General features: G+C 74.0%; 17 protein-coding genes and 2 pseudogenes. 16 read left to right on the top strand and 3 right to left on the bottom strand.

Annotated features, from left to right (window positions below; all coding sequences use genetic code 11):
• Positions 1–212 precede the first annotated feature (212 nt).
• A complete protein-coding gene (locus tag ACFC1T_RS03215; protein WP_375882865.1) occupies positions 213–980 on the top strand; it encodes a polyprenol monophosphomannose synthase in 768 nt (255 codons plus the stop codon).
• 94 nt (positions 981–1,074) lie between these two features.
• Here the strand turns inward: ACFC1T_RS03215 and ACFC1T_RS03210 are convergent, their stop codons facing one another.
• Complete coding sequence (locus tag ACFC1T_RS03210; protein WP_375882862.1) at positions 1,075–1,485, bottom strand: winged helix-turn-helix transcriptional regulator; 411 nt, start codon at positions 1,483–1,485, stop codon at positions 1,075–1,077.
• A gap of 106 nt (positions 1,486–1,591) precedes the next feature.
• Between ACFC1T_RS03210 and ACFC1T_RS03205 the strand changes: the two genes are divergently transcribed.
• From ACFC1T_RS03205 to ACFC1T_RS03155, 11 genes and pseudogenes are all read left to right on the top strand, one after another.
• Positions 1,592–2,239 carry an FMN-dependent NADH-azoreductase gene (locus tag ACFC1T_RS03205; protein ID WP_375882860.1) on the top strand — a complete coding sequence of 216 codons (648 nt, stop codon included), beginning with the start codon at positions 1,592–1,594 and terminating at the stop codon, positions 2,237–2,239.
• Between the two features lie 110 nt (positions 2,240–2,349).
• Positions 2,350–3,360 (top strand): MBL fold metallo-hydrolase, encoded by a 1,011-nt coding sequence (locus ACFC1T_RS03200; protein WP_375882857.1) that lies wholly within the window; start codon positions 2,350–2,352, stop codon positions 3,358–3,360.
• 17 nt (positions 3,361–3,377) lie between these two features.
• Positions 3,378–3,950: pseudogene (locus tag ACFC1T_RS03195) on the top strand (molybdenum cofactor guanylyltransferase); the annotation flags it as partial.
• A 113-nt stretch (positions 3,951–4,063) separates the two neighbouring features.
• Positions 4,064–4,345 (top strand): annotated as a pseudogene (locus ACFC1T_RS03190) (DUF6457 domain-containing protein); the annotation flags it as partial.
• A complete protein-coding gene (locus ACFC1T_RS03185; protein WP_375882854.1) occupies positions 4,342–5,550 on the top strand; it encodes a molybdopterin molybdotransferase MoeA in 1,209 nt (402 codons plus the stop codon). The pseudogene ACFC1T_RS03190 and the gene ACFC1T_RS03185, both read left to right, overlap by 4 nt.
• Complete coding sequence (locus tag ACFC1T_RS03180) at positions 5,547–6,605, top strand: potassium channel family protein (protein ID WP_375882852.1); 1,059 nt, start codon at positions 5,547–5,549, stop codon at positions 6,603–6,605. The genes ACFC1T_RS03185 and ACFC1T_RS03180 overlap by 4 nt, the downstream gene beginning before the upstream one ends.
• 36 nt (positions 6,606–6,641) lie before the next feature.
• Positions 6,642–7,619 carry an NAD(P)H-quinone oxidoreductase gene (locus ACFC1T_RS03175; protein WP_375882850.1) on the top strand — a complete coding sequence of 326 codons (978 nt, stop codon included), beginning with the start codon at positions 6,642–6,644 and terminating at the stop codon, positions 7,617–7,619.
• A 139-nt stretch (positions 7,620–7,758) separates the two neighbouring features.
• Complete coding sequence (locus ACFC1T_RS03170) at positions 7,759–8,544, top strand: hypothetical protein (RefSeq protein WP_375882847.1); 786 nt, start codon at positions 7,759–7,761, stop codon at positions 8,542–8,544.
• Between the two features lie 283 nt (positions 8,545–8,827).
• Positions 8,828–9,442, top strand: coding sequence for a bacterial proteasome activator family protein (locus tag ACFC1T_RS03165; RefSeq protein WP_375882844.1), 615 nt, complete (start codon positions 8,828–8,830; stop codon positions 9,440–9,442).
• Between the two features lie 312 nt (positions 9,443–9,754).
• Positions 9,755–11,185 (top strand): protein kinase, encoded by a 1,431-nt coding sequence (locus ACFC1T_RS03160; RefSeq protein WP_375882841.1) that lies wholly within the window; start codon positions 9,755–9,757, stop codon positions 11,183–11,185.
• Positions 11,186–11,451: 266 nt separating this feature from the next.
• Entirely contained in the window at positions 11,452–13,011 is a 1,560-nt protein-coding gene (locus tag ACFC1T_RS03155; RefSeq protein WP_375882930.1) for a protein kinase, read from the top strand.
• 4 nt (positions 13,012–13,015) lie between these two features.
• Here the strand turns inward: ACFC1T_RS03155 and ACFC1T_RS03150 are convergent, their stop codons facing one another.
• Both ACFC1T_RS03150 and ACFC1T_RS03145 read right to left on the bottom strand, forming a co-directional pair.
• Entirely contained in the window at positions 13,016–14,119 is a 1,104-nt protein-coding gene (locus ACFC1T_RS03150) for a phosphotransferase enzyme family protein (protein WP_375882838.1), read from the bottom strand.
• A gap of 64 nt (positions 14,120–14,183) precedes the next feature.
• Positions 14,184–14,843, bottom strand: a complete 660-nt coding sequence (locus tag ACFC1T_RS03145) for a response regulator transcription factor (protein ID WP_350506572.1) — start codon at positions 14,841–14,843, stop codon at positions 14,184–14,186.
• A 426-nt stretch (positions 14,844–15,269) separates the two neighbouring features.
• Here ACFC1T_RS03145 and pdhA point away from each other — a divergent pair, with 426 nt between their 5' ends.
• From pdhA to ACFC1T_RS03125, 4 genes are all read left to right on the top strand, one after another.
• The gene (gene pdhA / locus ACFC1T_RS03140; RefSeq protein WP_375882834.1) at positions 15,270–16,424 is read left to right on the top strand and encodes a pyruvate dehydrogenase (acetyl-transferring) E1 component subunit alpha; all 1,155 of its coding nucleotides are present in this window, start codon (positions 15,270–15,272) and stop codon (positions 16,422–16,424) included.
• On the top strand, positions 16,424–17,395 hold the full coding sequence (locus ACFC1T_RS03135) for an alpha-ketoacid dehydrogenase subunit beta (RefSeq protein WP_375882831.1): 972 nt from the start codon (positions 16,424–16,426) through the stop codon (positions 17,393–17,395). Before pdhA ends, ACFC1T_RS03135 begins: the two co-directional genes overlap by 1 nt.
• 15 nt (positions 17,396–17,410) lie before the next feature.
• The gene (locus tag ACFC1T_RS03130) at positions 17,411–18,844 is read left to right on the top strand and encodes a dihydrolipoamide acetyltransferase family protein (protein WP_375882828.1); all 1,434 of its coding nucleotides are present in this window, start codon (positions 17,411–17,413) and stop codon (positions 18,842–18,844) included.
• Positions 18,845–19,207: 363 nt separating this feature from the next.
• Positions 19,208–20,437, top strand: coding sequence for a benzoate/H(+) symporter BenE family transporter (locus tag ACFC1T_RS03125; protein ID WP_375882825.1), 1,230 nt, complete (start codon positions 19,208–19,210; stop codon positions 20,435–20,437).
• Positions 20,438–20,500: the final 63 nt, after the last annotated feature.

Genomic DNA, 20,500 nt, shown 5'->3' with positions numbered 1-20,500 from the left:
CCCGCGGGGAAACGGTGGGCATCAGGGGGGAGTGCCGTGGTCCGACCAGCGGTTCCCGGGCGCGGTAGTAGAATGCCAGGACGCAGTAGTATCCGCCCCCCGCAGCATTCTCCACCGTGGTCATCCCGTCGGCGGGCTGTCGGCGGGGCCGCGTTCCAGAGTGCGGGCGACGGTGTTCTGACACTCCCCGCCATCGGCCGAGAGGTTTGTACGTGACCGTGAACCAGCAGAGTTTTGCTGATCTCGGCAGGGTCCTGGTGATCATCCCGACCTACAACGAGGCGGAGAACGTCGAGCGGATCGTCGGCCGGGTCCGTGCCGCGGTGCCCGAGGCGCACGTGCTGGTCGCCGACGACAACAGCCCCGACGGCACCGGCGAGCTGGCGGACAAGCTGGCCGCCGAGGACGGCAACGTCCACGTCCTGCACCGCAAGGGCAAGGAGGGCCTGGGCGCCGCCTACCTCGCGGGCTTCCGTTGGGGCATCGACAACGGCTACGACGTCCTGGTCGAGATGGACGCGGACGGCTCGCACCAGCCCGAGGAGCTGGACCGGCTGCTGGGCGCGCTGCGCGGCGCCGACCTGGTGCTCGGCTCGCGCTGGGTGCCGGGCGGCCGGGTGGTGAACTGGCCGAAGTCGCGCCTGCTGCTCTCCCGCGGCGGCTCGACCTACTCGCGGCTGATGCTGGGCGTGCCGATCCGGGATGTCACCGGCGGCTACCGGGCCTTCCGCAAGGAGACCCTGCTGGGCCTGGGCATGGACGAGGTGGCCTCGGCCGGCTACTGCTTCCAGGTCGACCTGGCCTGGCGCACGGTGAGGGCCGGCTTCAAGGTCGCCGAGGTGCCGATCACCTTCGTCGAGCGCGAGCTCGGGGCCTCCAAGATGAGCCGCGGCATCGTGGTCGAGGCGCTCTGGCGGGTGACCTCCTGGGGTGTCGCCGACCGGGTGTCCCGGGCGCGCGGCGGTGCCGCGAAGGGCTGAGCCGCCCCCGATCGTGCGAAGGGCCCGTCCGCCGGGATACGGCGGACGGGCCCTTCGTCGTACCCGGGGGCGACCGGCTGTCGAGGCCGGCCGGTCAGCAGCCGCCCCGGAGGGCGCTCTCCGGCAGGTAGCGGTCGGCCCAGACGGCCAGCTCGTTGAGGGCCGGTTTCAGGGCGACGCCGCCCTCGGTGAGCCGGTAGCTGACCCGCAGCGGCGGGCCGGGGTCGACCTCGCGGACGACCAGCCCGGCCTCGGTCAGTTCGGTCAGCCGGTCGGAGAGCATCCGCTCGCTGATGCCCGGTACGGCGCGGCGCAGCTCGGAGAAGTAGGCCGGTCCGCCGTTGTTGAGCACGCCCAGCAGCATGCCGGTCCAGCGCTTGCCGAGCAGGGTGAACACCCGGTTGAGGGCCAGGTCGACGTTGGCGCAGCCGCCGCGGACGGCAGGGGCGGCGCACGCGTCGACCGCGGTCGGTACTGCGTCGGTCACTACCTCGGGCTCGGCCATGGATCCAGCGTACTCGACCGGGCACTAGTGACTGCGGAAAAGTAAGCTGCTACCTTAGTTGCAGCTGCGAGGGAAAAGGCAGCTACTAATTCTCTGGAGGACCGCCATGCCCACGCTCCTGCACATCGACTCCTCGGCGCTCACCGACGGCTCCGTCTCCCGCGAGGTCACGGCCGCCTTCCGGGCCGCCTGGGAGGCCGAGCACCCCGGCGGCACGGTGGTCCACCACGACCTCGCCGCCGACCCGATGCCGCACCTGGACGCCGCCGGCATCACCGCCGGATACCTCCCGGCCGAGGCGCGCACCGCCGAGCAGGCCGCCGCCTTCGCGCTGCGCGAGCGGCTGATCGTCGAGCTGGAGACCGCCGACGCCGTGCTGATCGGCGCCCCGATGTACAACTTCACGATCCCGTCGACCCTCAAGGCCTGGCTGGACCAGGTGGTCCTGATGGGCCGCACCGCCGGCGAGCAGCCCTCCGCCAAGGGCACCCCGGTCACCGTGGTCGCCTCCCGCGGCGGCTCGTACGGCCCCGGCGCCCCGCGCGAGCCGTTCGAGTTCGTCATCACCTACCTGGAGAAGGTGCTGGCCGGCGGGCTCGGGCTGGAGGTCGACTTCATCGTCCCGGAGTTCACCATGGCGGCGAGCGTCCCGGCGCTGGCCGAGTTCGTCCCGGTCGCCGCCGAGTCCAAGGCCAAGGCCCTGGAACTGGCCGCCGCCCGGGGCAAGGAGCTCGCCGCCCGGGCCGCGGTGTGACGTGCGCCCGAAGGCGCGTCCCACCGGGCGCGCCTTCCGCGCAATCGGCGGCCGGTACTCCCATGCTGTAGGGCGCAGGAAGTCCGACCGCCGACCAGAGGGAGCAGCCCGTGACGTCGTCCCCGCCCGAGGAGAGCGCCGGCGCGGAACGGGTGGACGCCGAGCCCGTCGCGGCCGGACTCCCCGACGACGCCGGGCGGACCGCCCGACCGCTGGAGGTCTCCGTCTTCACCGGGCCCGAGTCGTCCTTCTTCGCCACCTCCACGCTGATCCTCGGCGAGCAGACCGCGATCCTCGTCGACGCCCAGCTCACCCGCAGCGCCGGGCGCGAACTGGCCGAATGGGTCGCGGGCAAGGGCCGCCGGCTGCTCGCCGTCGTGGTCACCCACCAGCACCCGGACCACTACTTCGGGGCCGAGGAGGTGCTGAGGCTCTTCCCGGACGCCCAGCTGCTGGCCGCCCCGGCGGTGGTCGAGGGCATCCGGCGCACCGTCGCGGCCAAGGTCGCCCAGTGGAAGCCGGTCTACGGCGACGACATCCCGGACCACCCGCTGGTGCCCGCCCCGCTGCTGCCGCAGCCGCTGATGCTCGACCGCCAGGTCATCCCGGTGCTGCTGCTCGGCCAGGCCGACTGCGGGGAGTCCACGGTCGTCCACGTGCCGAGCATCCGGACCGTGATCGCCGGGGACTTCGTCTGCAACGGCACCCACGTGTGGACCGCCGACACCACCCCGGCCCAGCGCACCACCTGGGGCCACAACCTCGGCCGGATCGCCGACCTCGGCGTGGACCGGGTGATCGCCGGGCACCGCGCCCCCGACCAGGGCGACGACGCGGCCCGGGTGCTCGCCTTCACCGGGGAGTACCTGCGGGACTTCGACCGGCTGCTCGCCGAGCACCCGGACGACCCGGAGGCACTGGTCACGGCGATGAACGAGCGGTACGGGGAGCTGACCCTGCCGTCCTTCCTGGACCTGGGGGCGGCCGCCAACACCGCCCGGTCCGCCGCCGCTCCGGCGGTCGGGGCCGAGGTCGGGGCCGAGGTCGGGGCCGAGGTCGGGGCCGAGGGTGAGGACGAAGAGGAGGCGGCCGGGGACGGCCCGGACGGGGCCGACCGGTAGGGCGGGATACTGGCGGCATGACGACGCCGTACGACGTGATCGTTCCGGCGGGCGGCGCGGCCCGGAGGCTGGGCGGCGTCGACAAACCCGGCCTGACCGTCGGCGAGTCCACCCTGCTGGACCGGGTGCTCGCCGCCTGCACCGGTGCCCGGACCACCGTGGTGGTCGGCCCCGCCCGGCCCACCGCGCGCCCGGGCGTCCGCTGGACCAGGGAGCAGCCGCCCGGCGGCGGGCCGGTCGCCGCCGTCGCGGCCGGGCTCGACCTGGTCACCGCGGACACCGTGCTGCTGCTCGCCGCCGACCTGCCCTTCCTGGACCGCCGTACGGTGGACCGGCTGGTCGCCGCCCTCGACCGGGCCGGACCGCACGCCGACGCCGCCGTACTGGTCGACGCGGGCGGCCGCGACCAGCCGCTCGCCGCCGCCTACCGCACCGCCCCGCTGCGCGCCGCGCTCGCCGGGCTCGGCGACCCGGCCGGGCAGCCGCTGCGCCGCCTGGTCGGCGGGCTGCCCGGGCTGCGGGTCGCCGACACCGACAACGTCGCGTACGACTGCGACACCTGGGAGGACCTGGAACGGGCCCGGGAGCGGGAGAAGTCCTGACCGGGGGCCGGGCGCTGAGCGGGCCTCACCGGGCCGGACCGTCGGTCGTGAGGGGAACGACGCGCCCCGCACACGGGGTGAACACCTCGGGGAAACCGCCGATCGGGCAGCATGGGCGCATGGAGCGCACGCTGGAAGACTGGATCGCCGAGGTCAAGGCCGACCTGGGCATCGACCTGGACGTGGACGTCCGGGGACTGCTCGACCTGGCCCGGGTGGTCGCGCACGGGGTGGCCCGGCCCGCGGCGCCGCTGACCGCCTTCCTGATCGGCTACGCGGCCGCGCAGCAGGGCGGCGGGGCGGAGGCCGTGGCCGAGGCCTCCCGGCGGACCGCGGCGCTCGCCGAGCGGTGGAGTCCGGCCGACGGCCCGGGGGAGCCGTGAGCGAGGTCGGACGGACCACCGTGACCGTTCCCGCCACCGGCCCCGGCGTGCTGAGCTGGTCGCGCGCCCGGGAGGCCGCGCGCCGGGCCGGGCTGCGGCCGCTGCCGGTGATCGGGCTGCCGCTGGCCGAGGCGCTCGGGCACGTCCTCGCCGAACCGCTCGGCGCGCTCACCGACCTGCCCGCCTTCGACACCTCCGCGATGGACGGCTGGGCGGTCGCCGGGCCGGGGCCCTGGAAGGTCACCGGCCGGGTGCTGGCCGGCCGCACCGAGGTGGCGCCGCTGGCCGACGGCGGCGCCGTCGAGATCGCCACCGGTGCCCAACTGCCGCCCGGCGCCACCGCCGTACTGCGCCGCGAACACGGCCGGGCGGACGGCGCGCTGCTGCGCGACACCGGCCCCCAGCAGCTGACCACCGGCCAGGACGTCCGCCCGCGCGGCCAGGAGTGCCGCCGGGGCGAGGAGTTGCTGCCCGCGGGGACGGTGGTCGGGCCGGCCGTGCTCGGCCTGGCCGCCGCCTGCGGCCACGACCGGCTCGCCGTGCGCCGTCGGCCGGCGGTCCAACTGCTGGTGCTCGGAGACGAGTTGCTCGACACCGGAATCCCCGGACCGGGACTGGTCCGGGACGCGCTCGGCCCGCTGCTGCCGCCCTGGCTGCGGGCGGCCGGCGCCGACGTGACCGAAGTCCGCTGCATCCAGGACGACTTCGGGCTGCTGCGGGACGCCCTGCGGCACTCCACCGCCGACGTCGTGGTCACCACCGGCGGGACGGCCGCCGGTCCGGTGGACTTCCTGCACCGGGCGCTCGCCGAGGCCGGCGCCCGACTGCTGGTGGACGGCGTGGCCGTCCGCCCCGGACACCCCATGCTGCTGGCCGAACTCACCGGCGGGCGCCACCTGGTGGGCCTGCCGGGCAACCCGCTCGCCGCCGTCGCCGGCATGGTCACCCTGGCCCTGCCGCTGCTGCACGCCCGCGGTGGCCGGGCACCCGGCGCGCCCGCGCTCGCCCCGGCGGCCGTCCTGCTGCCCGGGCACCCGGTGGACACCCGGCTGCAACCGGTGCGGCGCACCGCCGAGGGCGTGGTGCCGCTCGCCTTCGACGGGCCCGCGATGCTGCGCGGCCTCGCCCGGGCCGAGGCCCTGGCCGTCGTCCCGCCCGGTGGGGCGGCCGCGGGGGAGACCGTCGAACTGGTGGAGGCACCATGAGCAGGTTGCGACGCATCTCGGCGCCGGGGACGGAGCCGTGGGCGGACGCCGGGATCGTGCTGCCCGCGCGCCGCACCGCGCCCGCCGTCCGGCAGGTCGGCTCACGGCTGCTGGTCGCGCTGGCCGTGCTGGTCGCCACCTCGGTGATCGTCTACCTCGACCGGACCGGCTACCACGACAACGCGGGCGGCGAACTCAGCTTCCTGGACGCGGCGTACTACGCCACCGTGACGCTCTCCACGACCGGCTACGGCGACATCACCCCGTACAGCGACGGCGCGCGGCTCACCAACATCTTCGTGATCACCCCGCTGCGCGTGGTGTTCCTGATCATCCTGGTCGGCACCACGCTGGAGGTGCTCACCGAACGGACCCGCCTGCAATGGCGGTTGAACCGCTGGAGGTCCACCGTGCGCGAGCACACCGTCGTCATCGGCTTCGGGACGAAGGGGCGCAGCGCCGTCGACACCCTGCTCGGGCAGGGGGTGAAGGCGGAGGAGATCGTCGTCGTCGACCCGCAGCGCAAGGTGATCGAGCACGCCTCGCAGCACGGCCTGGTCGGGGTGGTCGGCGACGCGACCCGGACCGACACCCTGGTGCGGGCCGCCGTCCCCGCGGCGGCCCGGATCGTGGTCGCCCCGGAACGGGACGACACCGCGGTGCTGATCACCCTGACGGCACGACAGCTGAACAAGGGCGCCACCGTGGTCGCGGCCGTCCGGGAGGACGAGAACGCACCCCTGCTGCGGCAGAGCGGCGCCGACGTCGTGGTCACCAGCTCCAGTTCGGCCGGGCGGCTGCTCGGGCTGTCGATGCTCAGCCCGCACGCCGGGGCGGTGATGGAGGACCTGCTGACGTACGGGAACGGGCTGGACGTGGTCGAGCGTCCGGTCACCCGGGCCGAGGCGGGCCACAGTCCGCGCGCGTGCGAGGAACTGGTGGTCGCGGTGGTCCGGGGCCGACGGGTGCTCAACTACACCGAGCCGGAGGCCGCCGTGCTGCAGCTCACCGACCGGGTGATCGTCATCAAGTCGGCCGCGCAGGGCGGGGCCTGAGCCCCGGAGCGCCGTGCGCCGCAGTAGGTTCGGGGCATGCATGCGATGACGATTCCCGTACCCGGCGGCCCCGAGGCACTGGTGTGGGCCGAGGTCCCCGACCCGGTGCCCGGCGAGGGCGAGGTCCTGGTCGAGGTGGCGGCCACCGCCGTCAACCGCGCCGACCTGCTCCAGCGGCAGGGCTTCTACAACCCGCCGCCCGGCGCCTCCCCCTACCCCGGACTGGAGTGCGCCGGGCGGATCGTCGCGCTCGGCCCGGGCGTGGCCGGCTGGGCCGTCGGCGACGAGGTGTGCGCGCTGCTGGCCGGCGGCGGCTACGCCCAGCGGGTCGCGGTGCCGAGCGGGCAGCTGCTGCCGCTGCCGAAGGGGCTGAGCCCGGAGCAGGCCGCCGCCCTGCCGGAGGTGGCCTGCACCGTGTGGTCCAACGTCTTCCTCACCGCGCACCTGCGGCCGGGCGAGACGGTGCTGCTGCACGGCGGCGCGAGCGGGATCGGGACGATGGCGATCCAGCTGGCCAAGGCGGTCGGCGCCCGGGTCGCGGTGACGGCCGGCAGCGCGGCGAAGCTGGCCCGGTGCACCGAGCTGGGCGCGGACATCGCGATCGACTACCGGGAGCAGGACTTCGTCGAGGTGCTCCGGGAGGCCACCGACGGGGTCGGGGCGGACGTGGTCCTGGACATCATGGGGGCCAAGTACCTGCAGCGGAACGTGGAGGCGCTGGCCGTCAACGGGCGGCTGGTGATCATCGGGCTGCAGGGCGGGGTGAAGGGCGAACTCGACCTCAACGCGCTGCTGCGCAAGCGGGCGGCGGTGATCGCCACCAACCTGCGCGGGCGGCCGCTGGCCGAGAAGGCGGCGATCGTGGCGGCGGTGCGGGAGCACGTGTGGCCGCTGGTGGAGTCCGGGGTGGTGAAGCCGGTGGTGGACCGGGTGCTGCCGCTGACGGAGGTCGGCGAGGCGCACCGGGTGCTGGAGGCGGGGGAGCAGGTCGGGAAGGTCGTGCTGACGGTCTGAGCGCTGGGCCCGGTCCGGGGCGGGGGTACCGCCGCGTGTCCGAAATGCCGCGATTGTCGGACTGTGTGAGGCTGGTGCGGAGCTGTCCCGCCGCCGAACCCGCCTCCGGGCGCGGTCGGCCGTCGGAAGGACTCCGACCGTGGCCGCACCCCCGCACACCGCCCTCGGGCCGTTGCCCGCCGCGCTCCACCACCGCCCCGACCGCCGTGCCCGCCGGCTCCGCCGGGCCCGTCCGACCGGTCGTGCCCGGCGGCTGGTCGCGGCGGCCGTGCTGGGGCTGACGCTCCCGCTGGCCGCCGCGACCGCCGCGGTGGCGCTCCCCGCGCCGGGTGCCTCGGCGCCGGGGCACGCGCGGGCGGACGCTCCGGTGCCGGCCGGCGGGGAGCAGCGGGCGGACCGGTCCGATCCGGCAGCGCAGCCCGACCGGGCGGACGGGACGGATACGGCGGACGGGACGGACGGGGCGGACCAGGCCTGGTCCGCGCCGAAGGCCGCACCGCCGCAGTACGGGGTGCCCGACCGGTCGCGCCCGGACCTCGCCGAGCTCAGGGCGCACCGCCACCACCCGGCCGCCGCCCTGGAACGGCCCGACCAGGCCGTCGAGCAGGCGCCGGACCAGGCCCCCGAGCAGGCTCCCGACCAGGCTCCCGACCTGGCCGTCGAGCAGTCGCCCGAGCAGGCCCCGGACCAGGGCGCCCAGGCCGACCGGCCGGACCCGGCCGCGGACACCCCGGATGCCCAGGACCCCGCCGCCGACCAGGACACCGTCACGACGGCCGCCCAGCCGGTGGCGGCCACGGCGGTCACCGGGGTCCTCCCCGCCCGCTGGCAGGACCCCTCCACCCTCCAGCTGCCGCTGGGCGTGGGCCTGGGGCTGATCGGCTGCGGCCTGGGGCTGGTGGGCCTGCGGCTGCGGAAGGGCTGAGCGGGCGGGCCGGTGGCGTGGAGGTTCGGTGCGGGTTCCCGGGGGACACGGCCGCGGCGAGGGGTGGGTTTCGCGGGGTGGTCGGGGAGGTGCTGTGTGCGACCGGAGTGGCGCGGGGGACGGCGCACGCGCGGGCGCGGACGGTCGGGTCGGGGCGGGAACTGAGTATCCGTACGGATTCCCGGGCGGGCCGCGGGGGCGTACCGTCGTCACGGTTGGCGCCGGACGGCGGGACGCACGGGGGCTTCCGCCCGACCAACCCCAGTGAGAGAGAATGTTGTTCATGACGAATCCGATGAACGAGCGCTCGTCGCAGGAGCCCTTCCGGGCCGCCGGCGGGCAGTCGCAGGACGGCCAGAAGGTGCTGATCGTCGGACCGGACGGGCTGCCCGTGGGCCAGGGGTTCGCCGCGGTACCGATCGGGGGGGACGAGGACGCGGACATGCCGCGCGAGCTCCCGGTGACCGAGATGGTCGAGCAGCCCGCCAAGGTCATGCGCATCGGCAGCATGATCAAGCAGCTGCTGGAGGAGGTCCGGGCGGCGCCCCTCGACGAGGCCAGCCGGGTCCGGTTGAAGGACATCCACGCCAGCTCGATCAAGGAGCTGGAGCTCGGGCTGGCCCCGGAGCTGGTCGCCGAGCTGGAGCGGCTCTCGCTGCCGTTCACCGACGACACCATCCCGACCGAGGCCGAGCTGCGGATCGCCCAGGCCCAGCTGGTGGGCTGGCTGGAGGGCCTGTTCCACGGCATCCAGACCGCCCTGTTCGCGCAGCAGATGGCCGCGCGGGCGCAGCTGGAGCAGATGCGGCGCGCGCTGCCGCCCGGTCTGCACGGCGGCGAGCCGGACGAGGAGGACCCGGGCCAGGGCCGCGGGATCCGCTCCGGTCCGTACCTGTAGGCCCGTACCTCCAGGCCCGTACCCGTGGGCCCGCCGGGCCCGGACCCGCCCGCCGGGCCCGCCCCGGGGCCGGACGTACCGCGACGATCCGCCCCGGACCGGCGTGCGGGGAGCGGGCGCCGACGGTCCGGGGGCGGGACCGGCCCTGGGCCGATCACCGTCGGCGGGAGCCGATACCCTGACCCCTGTCGCAGGCCGGTGGAGCCGCCGCGACAGGGGTTCGCCGGGCCAGTGGGCCGGGCCACCACGCACGGACGAGACCGAACGTCACGGTTGCGGCAGGACCACCGCGCCGAGGGGGAGCAGGGGACCATGAGCGAGCACGGCAACGCGGCGGCCGGGGGCTTCTCCCTGGGCAACGGCCGCTATGTGCTGCAGCGGCTGCTGGGCGAGGGCGGCATGGCCTCCGTGCACCTCGCGTACGACAGCGTGCTGGACCGGCAGGTCGCGTTGAAGAGCATGCACAGCGAGCTGGGCCGGGACGACTCGTTCAAGGAGCGGTTCCGCCGTGAGGCCCAGGCGGTGGCCCGGCTGGAGCACCCGAACATCGTCACGGTCTACGACAGCGGCGAGGACGTCGCCCCGGACGGCTCCAGCACGCCGTACATCGTCATGCAGCTGATCGACGGCAAGGGCCTGCGCGAGGCGATCAACGAGGCGGTCGCCCAGTACGGCGCGATGCCGGCCGACGAGGCCCTGAAGGTCATCGTCGGCGTGCTGAACGCGCTGGAGGCCTCGCACGACATGGGCCTGGTGCACCGCGACATCAAGCCCGGCAACGTCATGTTCGACCGCAAGGGCAACGTCAAGGTCATGGACTTCGGCATCGCCCGGGCGCTGGAGTCCGGCGTCACGTCGATGACCCAGACCGGCATGGTGGTCGGCACCCCGCAGTACCTGTCGCCCGAGCAGGCCCTCGGCAAGCCGGTGGACGCCCGCTCCGACCTGTACTCGGTCGGCGTGATGCTCTTCGAGATGCTCACCGGCCAGCTGGTCTTCGACGGCGACTCGGCCTTCTCGATCGCCTACAAGCACGTCCAGGAGGAGCCGCCGGCGGCCTCCAGCCTCAACCGGTCGATCGTCCCGGTGGTGGACGCCTTCGTGGCGCAGGCGCTGCGCAAGGACCCGGCCCACCGGTTCCAGAGCGCGGCCGCGATGCGGGACGAGGCGGAGCGGCTGATCGCCGAGTTGAAGGGCGGCGGCGCCGGGCACGCGCTGCAGGCCAGCTCCCCGCTGGTGATCAAGGAGGGGCCGCGCTCGGTGCACGCCACTCCGCAGGCGCCGCAGACCCCGCACCCGCAGTACCTCCAGCAGGGCGGGCCGCAGGCCCAGCCGCAGCAGCCGCCGCAGTACCGGACGCCGCCGCCGGCCTACCAGACGCCGCACCCGCAGTACCTCCAGCAGGGCGGGCCGCAGGCCCAGCCGCAGTACCGGACCCCGCCGCCCGCGTACCAGACCCCGGGCCCGCAGGCCCCGCACACGCCGCAGCCCTTCCAGCGGCCGATGCACACCCCGGGCCCGCAGCCGATGCCGCCGTACCAGCAGCCGAAGCCCAGCGGCGGCGGCTGCTCCACGGCCTTCGTGGTGATCGCGATCATCGTCGGCGTGCTGGTGCTGGCCGGCATCATCATCGCGATCGTGGTCAACAAGGCGCAGAACACCACCAACGGCAAGTTCCACTCCGAGCGCCCGGCCGCGGTCGTGGTGGTGGACCCGCAGGCCGACCGGGGCGGTCTGCTCTGACGGATTTCCGCCCCTCCGCGCGTGTCACGGGTGCGCGCCGGAAGCGGTAGCGTTCGGGGATACGTAAGCGACAGGGCACCGCGAATCCGAGCGAACGCCCGGGGCGAGGAGCGATGGCACAGACGCAGCAGCCGGACGACGAGACGGGTGCCCGAGCGAACGGCCGGACCGGCGGCACGCCGGGGATCCCCGGGCCGGGCAGCGAATCCGCGACCTCCGCGCTGCCGCCGTTCGGCGGTTCGCAGACACCGGGCCGCGGGGTGCCGATGGGCACGGTCGGCGACGGCCGCTACCGGCTGACCCACCGGCTCGGCCGCGGCGGCATGGCCGAGGTCTTCGCCGCCGAGGACGTGCGGCTGGGCCGCACCGTCGCGGTCAAGCTGCTGCGCGGCGAACTGGCGCAGGACGACATCGCCCGGGTGCGCTTCACCCGCGAGGCGCACGCCGTCGCGGCGCTCAACCACCACTCGATCGTCGCGGTCTACGACACCGGCGAGGAGTACGTCGGGGACGAGTCCACGCCGTACATCGTGATGGAGCTGGTCGAGGGCCGGACCGTCCGCGAGCTGCTGGCGGACGAGGAGGCGCCGCCGGTCGACCAGGCGCTGATCATCATCGCCGGGGTGCTGGAGGCGCTGGCCTACAGCCACCGCAACGGCATCGTGCACCGCGACATCAAGCCCGCCAACGTGATCATCACCAACGCCGGCGCGGTCAAGGTGATGGACTTCGGCATCGCCCGCGCGCTGACCGGCGGGGCCACCACGATGACCCAGACCGGCATGGTCATGGGCACCCCGCAGTACCTGTCGCCCGAGCAGGCGCTCGGCAAGCCGGTCGACCACCGCTCCGACCTGTACGCGGCCGGCTGCATGCTCTTCGAACTGCTCACGCTGCGCCCGCCGTTCACCGGCGACACCCCGCTCTCGGTGGTCTACCAGCACGTCCAGGACCCGCCGATGCCGCCCTCGCAGGCCAACGGCCGGGTGCCGGTCGGCCTGGACCCGCTGGTGCTGCGCTCGCTCGCCAAGAACCCGGACGACCGCTTCCAGGACGCCGACGAGTTCCGCGCCCACCTGCAGCACGCGCTGCGCGAGATGCACGGCGCGGGCGGGGCCGGCTGGGTCGGCGCGGGCACCGGGCTGCCCGGGGACACCGGGGCCACCCAGGTGCTCCGGCCGGACCAGGCGGCCGCCACCCAGGCCTTCGGCGCGGTCGGCGCCGGCGACCAGACCTCGGTGATGCCGTACTCCACGGGCGGCCCGCACACCCCCTCCCCGTACCAGGGCGGCGGCTCGTACGGCGGCGGTGGCGGCGAGGACGACCACGGCGACCACGGCGGCCGGCGGCGCGGGCCCTGGGGCTGGCTGGCCGGCGGGATCGCCGTGCTGGTCGCGGCCGGGGCCGGGATCGCCTTCGCGCTCAGCGGCACCGACGTGAAGACGCCCGTCGTGCCCAGCACGCCCGAGCCGGCGGTCAGCACCGTCGAGTCGACCACGCCGACCCAGAGCGGCCAGCTCACCCCGCCGCCGTCGACCTCCGGCAGCCGGCGGCCGCAGCAGCCGAGCGACCCCGGGACGTACGGCGGCAGCGGTGGCGGGGGCGGCACCAACATGTCGCCGTCGCCGACGGGGAAGCACACCCCGACCCCGACGCCGACGGCCACCCACACGCCGAGCGCCTCCGCGACGGCGACGGGCGGGGCGAGCGCCTCGGCGTCGGTGCCGCCCGGCGGCGACGGGGGCAGCACTGGCAGCTCGAAGCCGCTGCCGTCGCAGACCCCGGTCAAGCCGCCGGTGACACCGCCGGTCGGCGGCGGAAACTGACGGATCAGTTGGCGAAGGCGTCCAGGACCTGCTCGTACTCCTGGCACCACCACGCCAACTGGCCCGCCGAGGCGGGGTAGAGCGGGTCGGCCCGGTGGTCGGCCCGCTGGTAGCGCCACTGCAGCATCCAGAAGTCGTTCAGCCGCTCCCACCAGACCCGGTGGACGGCGGCGGCCAGGTGCTCGGCGGTGGCGGCGCCGGAGGCCCGGTAGGCCTGGGAGTAGCGGCGGACCCGGACCAGGTCGAGGGCGCCGCTGGTGCGGTCGTTGAAGAGCAGGGTGGCGGCCCGGACGGCCTCCTCGGCGCGCGGCTGCGGGCCGAGCTTGTCCCAGTCGAGCACCGCGGTGACCCGCTCGCCGCCGTCCGGGCCCGCGGTGTGGATCAGGTTGAGGCCGTGGAAGTCGCCGTGGGTCCAGCCGGTGGGCGGGGCGGCGAGCGGGTCGGGCCGTCGCTGGGCGTGCTCGGCGAGCAGTTCCAGCCGTTCGTCGAGCCGTCGGACGACGAGGGCGTCCAGGTCGCCGTTCGGGCGGTGCGCGCGGGCGCGGCGCCGCAGGTCGCGGGCCAGTTCGGCGCTGTCGAGGGGGTCGGCGCTGCGGTAGCCGTCGGGCTGGTCGAGGGGGGCGCAGACGTCGTCGAGCGCGCCGTGCAGTCGGCCGAGCAGCGCGCCGAGGGCGTCGCACTGCGGCGGTTCGAGCTCCGTACCGTGCCGGTGTCGGCCATCGGTCCAGGGGAACAGGGCGAACAGGCGGCCGTTCAGGCCGGCCACCGTCGCGCCGCGGTCGGAGCAGTTCAGCGGGGGTGCCACCGGCAGGCCGAGGGCGTGCAGGTCGGTCATGGCGCGGTGGTGGGCGAGGATCTTCGGGCGGTTGGCCGTGGCGGCGTCGACGTAGCACTTCAGGAAGTACGCGCCGGCCTCGGTGGTGACCCGGTAACCGCGGTTGAGCAGGCCTTCCGCGACCGGTTCGGCGGTGAGCAGCCGCCCCACCCGGAACCGGGCCAGGACCTCGGCGAGTGCGCTGCGCGGTACCGGTGGGCTGAGGGTCCCTATCGGCGGTGCGGAGAGGTCGGGGCGGGCCGGGGCGCAGGCGAGGGTCTGGCTGAAAGTCACGTGCAGAGGTTATGGCCCCCTGGTGGGGGCCCTTGACAAACCGTCACATGTGTGAAGGACCGTATCAGTACTGATGATCGGCCTGGTGCCGCGCCACGTACGCCGCCGCCTGGGTGCGTCGCTCCATGCCCATCTTGGCGAGCAGACTGGAGACGTAGTTCTTCACCGTCTTCTCGGCGAGGTGCAACTCGTTGCCGATCTGACGATTGGTCATCCCCTCGCCGATCAGATCGAGGATCCGCCGCTCCTGCTTGGTGAGTTGGGCCAGCCGCTCGTCCTCCTTCTCGCCGCCGTCGCGCAGTCGGGCGAGCACCCGGCTGGTGGCGACCGGGTCGAGCAGGGAGCGGCCGGCCGCGACGTCCCGGACGGCGGTGATCAGGTCGGTGCCGCGGATCGCCTTCAGGACGTAGCCTGAGGCGCCGGCCATGATCGAGTCGAACAGCGCCTCGTCGTCGGAGAACGAGGTCAGCATCAGGCACTTGATCTCGGGCAGCCGGGAGCGGATCTCGCGGCAGACCTCGACCCCGTTGCCGTCCGGCAGTCGGACGTCGAGCACCGCGACGTCGGGGTGGACCGCGGGGATCCGGGTGAGCGCCTCGGCGGCGGTGCCGGCCTCGCCGACGATCTCGATGTCGTCCTCGACCGACAGCAGGTCGTGCACGCCCCGTCGGACGACCTCGTGGTCGTCGAGCAGGAACACCCTGATTTGTCCGTTATCAGTCACGCCCAAAGCCTCCCATACCACCGTACAAAAGGCCTATCGTCCCCAGTGCCGTAAAGGCGGGATCCAGCCACACCCGACCGAAACCGATACCGAGAACCCCCTTACGTACGGGCTTCCGCCCGGATAACGTGCGCTGGTGTCCTGAAGGCGCTCGAATTGAGAGCTGCGTCACGCCGACCGTCACCCCCACCCTTCCGACGGCGAGCCGGGCGCGGCACCCTCGGGGTCGTAGGCCCTGAACAAGTAGGACGTCCTAGCGCAAGCGCGCCAAGGGCGGACGCTGGGTAACGTTCTCGTGAGGGACGCCGTCGGAACAGGATCACCACCTGCCACGCAGTAGGTGCGCACACCCACGCGCGCCCCGCGAGGCGGTGACCGGACCGGTCACCGGCGACCCCGGGCGGCCGGACAGACCGAGGAGTGAACGTGACCGTCAAAAGCACGGCGAGGACCCGCAAGAAGGCGGCCCCCGCTGTTCCTGACACCCTCCGCGCCACGGGAACGGACGTCCAGCCGGAGCTCGTCCAACTGCTCACGCCGGAAGGCGAGCGGGTCGAGCACCCGGACTACCCCCTCACCACCACTCCCGAGGAGCTGCGCTCCCTCTACCGCGACCTGGTGCTGGTGCGCCGGTTCGACGGCGAGGCGACCTCGCTCCAGCGCCAGGGCGAGCTGGGCCTGTGGGCCTCGCTGCTCGGCCAGGAGGCGGCCCAGGTCGGTTCCGGCCGGGCCATGCGCACCGGCGACTACGCCTTCCCGACCTACCGCGAGCACGGCGTCGCCTGGTGCCGCGACGTGGACCCGCTGAACCTGCTCGGCATGTTCCGCGGCGTGAACCACGGCGGCTGGGACCCGAACGAGAAGAACTTCCACCTCTACACCATCGTGATCGGCGCGCAGGCCCTGCACGCCACCGGCTACGCGATGGGCATCACCAAGGACGGCACCGACGACGCGGTGATCGCGTACTTCGGCGACGGCGCGTCCAGCCAGGGCGACGTCAACGAGGCCTTCACCTTCGCCTCGGTCTACAACTCGCCGGTGGTGTTCTTCTGCCAGAACAACCAGTGGGCGATCTCCGAGCCCACCACCACCCAGACCAGGATCCCGCTGTACCGCCGCGCCTCCGGCTTCGGCTTCCCCGGCGTCAGGGTCGACGGCAACGACGTGCTGGCCTGCCTCGCGGTCACCCGCTGGGCGCTCGACCACGCCCGCAGCGGCAACGGCCCGGTGCTGATCGAGGCCTTCACCTACCGGATGGGCGCGCACACCACCTCCGACGACCCCACCCGCTACCGGGCCACCGAGGAGACCGAGGCCTGGAAGGCCAAGGACCCGATCCTGCGGCTGCGCACCCTCCTGGAGAAGGAGGGCCTGGCGGACGAGGAGTTCTTCGCCTCCGTCGACGCCGAGAGCGAGCAGCTGGGGCTGCGGGTGCGTGAGGGCGTGCGCAGTATGCCGGACCCGGACCCGACGCTGATCTTCGACCACGTGTACAGCGAGCCGCACGCGCTGGTCGACCAGGAACGGGCCGAATTCGTCGAGTACGCGGCCTCCTTCGAGGCGGGGGAGAACCACTGATGGCCGGTCAGAGCATCGCCAAGGCGCTCAACGACGCGCTGCGCAAGTCGCTGGAGAACGACCCGAAGACCGTCCTGATGGGCGAGGACATCGGCAAGCTCGGCGGCGTCTTCCGGATCACCGACGGCCTGCAGAAGGACTTCGGCGAGGACCGGGTGATCGACACCCCGCTGGCCGAGTCCGGCATCATGGGCACCGCGATCGGCCTCGCGCTGCGCGGCTACCGCCCGGTCGTGGAGATCCAGTTCGACGGTTTCGTCTACCCGGCCTTCGACCAGATCGTCTCCCAGCTGGCGAAGATGCACGCCCGCGCGCTCGGGCACGTCAAGATGCCGGTCACCGTCCGCATCCCCTACGCGGGTGGTATCGGCGCGGTCGAGCACCACAGCGAGTCGCACGAGGCGTACTTCGCGCACACCGCCGGTCTGCGGGTGGTCACGCCGTCCAACGCGCACGACGCGCACTGGATGCTGCGGCAGGCCATCGAGTCCGACGACCCGGTCATCTTCCTGGAGCCCAAGCGGCGTTACTGGGACAAGGGCGAGGTCGGCGCCGCCGCCGACCTGGGGCTGCACGAGGCCCGGATCGTCCGCCCCGGCACCGACCTGACGCTGATCGCGTACGGCCCGATGGTCAAGGTCTGCCAGGAGGCCGCCGCGGCCGCCGAGGAGGACGGCCGCCGGCTGGAGGTCGTCGACCTGCGCTCGCTCTCCCCGGTGGACTTCGCCGCGCTGGAGGAGTCGGTCAAGCGCACCGGGCGGGCCGTCGTGGTGCACGAGGCCCCGGTATTCCTGGGCATGGGCGCCGAGTTGGCCGCCCGGCTCACCGAGCGGTGCTTCTACCACCTGGAGGCACCGGTCCTGCGGGTCGGCGGCTACTTCGCGCCGTACCCGCCGTCCCGCGTCGAGGAGGCCTTCCTCCCCGACCTGGACCGCGTGCTCGACGCCGTCGACCGCGCGCTCGCGTACTGATACCGGGGAGCGAAGATGACCACCGAAGTTCGCTCGCTCCGCGAGTTCAAGATGCCGGATGTGGGCGAGGGCCTCACCGAGGCCGAGATCCTCAGCTGGTACGTCAAGCCGGGTGACACCGTCACCGACGGGCAGGTCGTGTGCGAGGTGGAGACCGCCAAGGCGGCGGTGGAGCTGCCGATCCCGTTCAACGGGGTCGTCGAGCAGCTCTTCTTCCCCGAGGGCGCGACGGTCGACGTCGGCACCGCGATCATCTCGGTGGCGGTCGCCGGGGAGGCGGGGGCCGCTCCGGCCGCCGCACCCGCCCCGGCGCCCGCTGTCGCCGCGGCCGCGGCGCCGGCCGTCGAGGCCGAGCCGGAGCGGCGGGAGGTGCTGGTCGGGTACGGCCCGCGCACCGGCACCGCCCAGCGCCGGGCCCGGCGGACCACCACGGCCACGGCCACCGCTACGGCGAAGGCCGCGGCTCCGGCCGCTCCGGTCGCCGCCCCGGCTCCGGCCGCGCCCGTCTCGCCGGTCGAACTGCCCGCCGGTGAGCGGCCGTTGGCGAAGCCGCCGGTGCGCAAGCTGGCCAAGGACCTGGGCATCGACCTGCGGTCCGTCACCCCGACCGGTGCGGGCGGGGTGATCACCCGCGAGGACCTGCACGCCCACGCGGCGGCCCAGGCCGCTCCGGCCGCCGAGCCGGTCGTGGCCGAGGCCGTCGAGGCCGTCGGGACCGTGGCGGCCCCGGCGCCAGTGTCCGGTTCGGGCGACGTCCGGGTGCCGATCAAGGGTGTCCGCAAGGCGACCGCGCAGGCGATGGTGGCCTCGGCCTTCACCGCCCCGCACGTCACCGAGTTCGTCCAGGTCGACGTGACCCGCACGATGAAGTTCGTCCGCAAGCTCAAGGAGAGCGGCGAACTGGGCCGGGACGTCCGGGTCAGCCCGTTGCTGCTGGTCGCCAAGGCGCTGCTGGTGGCGATCAAGCGGCACCCGGAGATCAACGCCCAGTGGGACGAGGCGGCCCAGGAGATCGTGGTCAAGGGCCAGGTGAACCTCGGCATCGCCGCGGCCACCCCGCGCGGCCTGATCGTCCCGAACATCAAGGACGCCGGGTCCAAGACCCTTTCGGGCCTGGCCACTTCGCTCGGCGAGCTGGTCGAGACCGCCCGCCAGGGCAAGACCTCGCCGGCCGACATGCAGGGCGGCACGGTCACCATCACCAACGTCGGCGTCTTCGGCGTCGACACCGGCACCCCGATCCTCAACCCCGGCGAGGCGGCCATCCTCGCCTTCGGCGCGGTCCGGGAACTGCCGTGGGTGCACAAGGGCAAGGTGGTCCCGCGCCAGGTCACCACGCTCGCGCTCTCCTTCGACCACCGCCTGGTGGACGGGGAGTTGGGCTCCCGGGTGCTGGCCGACGTGGCCGGGCTGCTGGAGTTCCCGAAGCGCCTGATCACCTGGGGCTGACGCCCCCGGGGAGACGTGACGAAGGGGCCCTGATCCGCACCGCCGTGCGGATCAGGGCCCCTTCCGGCATCCGTCGGTCGACCGACGGACACGACTAGGCCCAGCCGGTGTCGGTGCCGGTGTCGGCGGCGAGGGCGGCGGTACCGGCATTCTTCGTACAACGGGTGATAACGGACATGCGCATGACGTGACTCCCCAGGGCCGGGTGACTGGTGGTGCGGCGGGCGAGGACGACCGCCCCCCGGCTCCGCCGGTCCCGCTCGCCGCGCCTTCCTTCGTACAGACGCGCATCCCCCGCGGGGGTTGCAGGGGAGTTGGCAGGTTTTCCGGGAGTCTCCGGCCGGGCTTCGGGATACTGCCGGAATGACGGATGAACTGACGATCAGCCCGGAAACGGTGACGAGTGGGGCCGGGGAACGTCGGTCGCTGCGGCGGGACGTGTCGGTGCCGGCCTTGTTGGCGGGGCTGGTCTGCGTCGCGGTGTCGTTCTCCGGGCCGCTGGTGGTCGTGCTCGCGGCGGCCGCCGCCGGGCGGCTGGACCCGGCGCACACCTCCTCCTGGATCTGGGCGGTGGCGATCGGCAGCGGGGTGAGCGGCTTCGCGCTCAGCTGGTGGACCAGGACGCCGGTGATCACCGCCTGGTCCACGCCGGGGGCGGCGCTGCTGGTGACCAGCCTGGGCCACTACCCGTACCGGGAGGCGATCGGGGCGTTCCTGGTGAGTGCGGCCGTGGTGGCGCTGTTCGGGGTGACCGGGTGGTTCGGCCGGCTGATCGCGGCCGTGCCGGTGGGGATCGTGAACGCGATGCTCGCGGGCATCCTGTTCTCCTTCGGCGCCGGGATCTTCGGTGCCGTGCACGGCGCGCCGGTGCTGGTGGTGGGCAGCTTCGCGGCCTTCCTGCTGGCCAAGCGGTTCTCGCCGCGGTACGCCGTGCTGATCGCGCTGGTGGTCGGCGGGGCGCTGGCGGCCCTCACCGTCGGGCTGCCGCTGCACCTGGGCTCGGGCGGGCCGACCGTACCGGTGCTGACCGTGCCGGCCTTCTCCTGGCCGGCCCTGGTGGGGCTGGCGCTGCCGCTCACCATCGTCGCCCTGGCCTCGCAGAACGCGCCCGGGCTCGGGGTGATGCGGGCCTTCGGCTACCGGGCCGACGACCGGCTGCTGATCGGTGCGACCGGGGCGGTGTCGGTGCTGGTGGCGCCGTTCGGCTCGCCCGGGGTGAACCTGGCGGCGATCACGGCGGCGATCTGCTCCGGCCCGGAGGCCCACCCGGACCCGCGCCGCCGCTACGTCGCGGGGATGTCCTCGGGCGTGCTGTACGTGCTGGTGGGCAGCTTCGGCGGGGTGCTGGTGAGCCTGTTCACCGGGCTGCCGAAGGAGCTGATCGCGGTGATCGCCGGGGTCGCGCTGCTGGCCTCGCTGCAGGGCAGCCTGGCGGCGGCGGTCGCGGCGGAGCGCGGGCGGGACGCGGCGGTGGTGACCTTCCTGGCGAGCGCCTCGGGGATGAGCCTGTTCGGCATCGGCTCGGCCTTCTGGGGACTGCTCTTCGGCCTCGGGACGCACCTGCTGCTGGACGTGGGCAAGCGCTCCCGGTGAGCCGCGGGGGAGCCCTCCCGGGATGGGCGGAGGCCCTCCCGAGATTGATTGGTATGACAGGTA

Source organism: Kitasatospora sp. NPDC056076 (assembly GCF_042266305.1).
Classification (GTDB): domain Bacteria; phylum Actinomycetota; class Actinomycetes; order Streptomycetales; family Streptomycetaceae; genus Kitasatospora.
The sequence above is the reverse complement of the archived record's forward strand: the minus strand, read 5'-3'. Positions and strand labels throughout refer to the sequence as shown.